The sequence below is a fragment of the Clostridia bacterium genome, from assembly GCA_034926675.1.
In the GTDB taxonomy this organism is placed as follows: Bacteria; Bacillota; DTU025; order DTU025; family DTU025; genus JAYFQW01.
This window is the reverse complement of sequence record JAYFQW010000085.1, coordinates 1-2,908: the sequence shown is the minus strand read 5'-3', so window position 1 is coordinate 2,908 and position 2,908 is coordinate 1. Positions and strand designations below refer to the sequence as shown.

The window sequence follows — 2,908 nt, the reverse complement described above, 5'->3', positions numbered from 1 at the left end:
GCTCCGATTCCGGCAGTACCGTTACCCAGCCGTTGGCAGCGGGAAAGACGAACCCTCTGCATCCGGCCTTCTTGAGCAATGCAACGCCGGACTCCTGCCGGTCGGCTCTGAGATGGTAGCTTTCACTGAACTCGCTCACCGCCATGCGCCTCCTCCGATCGCCTAAACGGGTACCGCTTCCGACAAGTCGGCAAGGTATATATGATCATCCATGAGCGCCCGTAGCCCATCTCGCTCCGATCTTGCGCACCTCATAAACCCGCCGATGAACACGAATCTGTTCTCGTCCACCCATGCTCTGGCTTTTCCCACCGGGACGTCCAGATCAAGCTGTGTTATCTCCATCGTGCCCAGATCCATGACTGACAGGGCTTCGCTTGACACTTCCGGAGGAGGCCAGCCTGAAGGGTCATACCAGTCCTTCCGGTGTTGGATGAGGGCCCTTCGGGACGACGGAGTCCAGACGAATGGGATGTAGGATCCCCCCCGGTAGATAATGCCAGTGTGCATCATCTCTCCGGTCTGACATCGCATCACCACAGCCCCCCGTTCGTTCTTGGGAGACTGCGGCCACAGCGGCAGCAGTTTTCCGTCTGGGCTGAGCGCTCCCCACCCGGATATCGGCACGCTTGACATGAGCGCTTTTCTGTTCCCGGCATCAATGTCGTACATGACCGCGTCGAAACCGCAATCGGTCATGTTGCACATGGCAAGGAACCTGCGCGTTTCCAAGCCTGGCAGCCACAGGATTGGGATGGGGCCGCCCCGTCTGCCGCGGAACACGACCTCGGGCGGGTTCTGCGCACAATCATAGACTCTTCCCTCGTATGTCCTACCCAACCATCCCATAGCAAGGACATACCTGCCGTCGGGGGACATGGCCTCCGTGCAGACGTCTCCGTCGGGATGGGATACCACCGACAGAACCTCGCCGGCCATGTCAATCAGCTGGGTATACAAGGGCCACTTGTCTGGCCGGGATTTGTCGATAACGTTGACGGCCAACACCCCGGCGTCGCTCCCGCAGCCTCCGTTGCAGACATGCCCGGGCTCGAGCTTGAGCGGAATCCGGCGTATGCCGCCTCCCTGAGACGATACCAGATAGACATCCGCCTCGCTTACCTCAATCAATATCGCGTCTGGCCCGAGTCTGGCCATTGCCTCTCCTTCGAGCTGGTCGATGACCTGGCCGTCATGCACGCTCACAAAGTCGGTCTTCCCCCCTCCCAGGGGCTGCACGGCCAGGACGTCGCCCAATAGCAGGAAGCAATAGTCGTTGTACGCCCACTGATAGCCTCTGCATAACGGCCTTGCGTTCAGCTTGGCCCGTCGCTTTGCGAATTCCATATGCACACCCCCCATTGCGTCCGTCCGAGGCTGCTACATCATCTGCTCCATCAGTCTGCCGCCTCCGCCCCCGCCATGCTGAGCCACCCCGACTGCCACGGCCGCAACTAACGCCAATTCGATCAGAGCCAGTTGCTCGTCCGTGAGCCTGCTGCGTACCCACTCGCGAGCCTCCTCCCTGGACAGGACTCGTTGTCCCTCCCATTCATAGAAGATGTACCCTCTGTAGAACCTACACTCTATTCCAAGCGCTGCTGCAACAAAATCGAGCGCGTCCTGGATTCTGGAATCATTGCCCACGACAGCGCAGCCGTCGCGGTTGATGGCATTGACGTAGCGGTTGAGCTGGTCACCTTTATCTCCTATTCTGTTTTTGTGGGCTCTTGCCCACGATTCGGGTTTGATCTCATATACATAGGACACGCCGCCCTCCGTTATGACGATATCCGGACGGCTGAGATCTCCATTTCTCTCCAAGCCAAAATGCTCCTCGAGTATCTTCATGACAGAAGTGTTGCATTTCACTGCCCTGCCGCAGTACTTCGTTTCAACGACCCCATATATCGCCTCATGGATCATGATCCCCCGAAGAGCAGCGAGGAAAGCCTGCCCATCAGGGTCAATGAACCTCAGCGGGTTGTTGCCGGCGTAGGCATACCAGTTCAGTCCTTGCCTAGCCGGATCTCTAGCAGTGAACCTCCCAGCCTGCGGATCGTAGTGTCTCGCCCCGAAGTAGTACAGCCCAGTGGCGTCGTCCTCGGGCTTGCCGGTGAACCTGTGGGCTCCCCCTGCCATCGGACCGGTCGGCATGGTAAGCAGCCCGAACGGTTCGTACTCGAACCTCGCGACGACCTGGCCCGCGGAGTCGGTGATCGCCCTGATCGAGCCGACCATGTCGGTGTGACAGAAGTAGGTCTGAGCAGGATCCGAGTTCTCCCGCACCACTTTGGCCAGGTATTTCCCGTTCAACAGGAGATAGCACGCAACGGTTCTATCGTACTCCGGCGCAGGCGGCTTGGGTGGCTTGGGTGGCTTGGGTGGGGGAGGCGGCGGTGGATCCTCAGATATTGGGCCAATGGGATCAACTATGATTATCCCACCCGAGGCAGCGTCTGCCCCAACTCCCGAACCCGATGGCTGCGCAGATCCGGAGGAACCAGGACCCGATGTACGCAACGCTGTGTGGACCTCGTAAACGATGTCGTTTCCGCAGTGCAGCGTTATTGTGGTTGCTCCGCCTTCAACTGCCTTCACCCTGCGCCCAAGCGCGTCGTACTCGTAGTTCGCGACCGAGGACCCGCTCACCTTCACCTGGTTCATCAGGCGCTGAGCGTTGTATAGATACTCGGCGCCCGCTCCACCCTCCGCTTTTGAGATGAGCTGCCCATACTCGCCCCAGGCGTAGCTCGCGGCGCCTCTCCTGATCAGGTAGTTGCCAGGCAGGCACTCGTAATGCTTAGCCCCGCGGCTATCGGACCAGGACTCGCTCAGCCGGTTCCCCGCACCGTCGTAGGAATAGAGGACAGTCGCAATCCCTTCCGGCCCGCGCACGTCGGCGGAC

At 59.7% G+C, this 2,908-nt stretch carries 2 protein-coding genes; both read right to left on the bottom strand.

The window, feature by feature from the left end; all coding sequences use genetic code 11:
* Positions 1–162: 162 nt before the first annotated feature.
* Entirely contained in the window at positions 163–1,347 is a 1,185-nt protein-coding gene (locus VB144_15345; protein ID MEA4885001.1) for a hypothetical protein, read from the bottom strand.
* Between the two features lie 33 nt (positions 1,348–1,380).
* The coding region (locus tag VB144_15340; GenBank protein MEA4885000.1) for an RHS repeat-associated core domain-containing protein at positions 1,381–2,908 on the bottom strand (1,528 nt) is incomplete at its 5' end.

Bases quoted from the DNA above. Each gene is read 5' to 3' on its own strand.
- VB144_15345 (MEA4885001.1), bottom strand. From the start codon at position 1,347: ATGGAATTCGCAAAGCGACGGGCCAAGCTGAACGCAAGGCCGTTATGC.